The sequence below is a fragment of the Neoaquamicrobium microcysteis genome (genome assembly GCF_008180155.1).
GTDB classification, from domain to species: Bacteria; Pseudomonadota; Alphaproteobacteria; order Rhizobiales; family Rhizobiaceae; genus Aerobium; species Aerobium microcysteis.
Genome location: NZ_VSZS01000006.1, coordinates 1 through 223, shown reverse-complemented (window position 1 = coordinate 223; position 223 = coordinate 1). Strand labels below are relative to the sequence as shown.

Sequence of the window (223 nt, the reverse complement as noted above, 5' to 3'; positions counted from 1 at the left end):
GCAGGTGCCCGACGCCAACGTCTCGTGGACCGAGGGCGGCATGCTGAAGCACAGGCATGCCGATGTCGGCGTCGCCGTCTCCATCCCGGGCGGTCTGATCACGCCGATCGTGCGCAGGGCCGACGAAAAGACGCTGTCGGTCATCTCCAACGAGATGAAGGACCTTGCCGCCCGCGCGCGCAGCCGCAAGCTGAAGCCTGAAGAATACCAGGGCGGCACGACG

At 66.8% G+C, this 223-nt stretch carries 1 protein-coding gene; it reads left to right on the top strand.

Going from position 1 to position 223, the window contains the following annotated elements:
• On the top strand, nucleotides 1-223 hold a 223-nt coding region (locus FY036_RS00015), incomplete at both ends, for a 2-oxo acid dehydrogenase subunit E2 (RefSeq protein WP_201744654.1).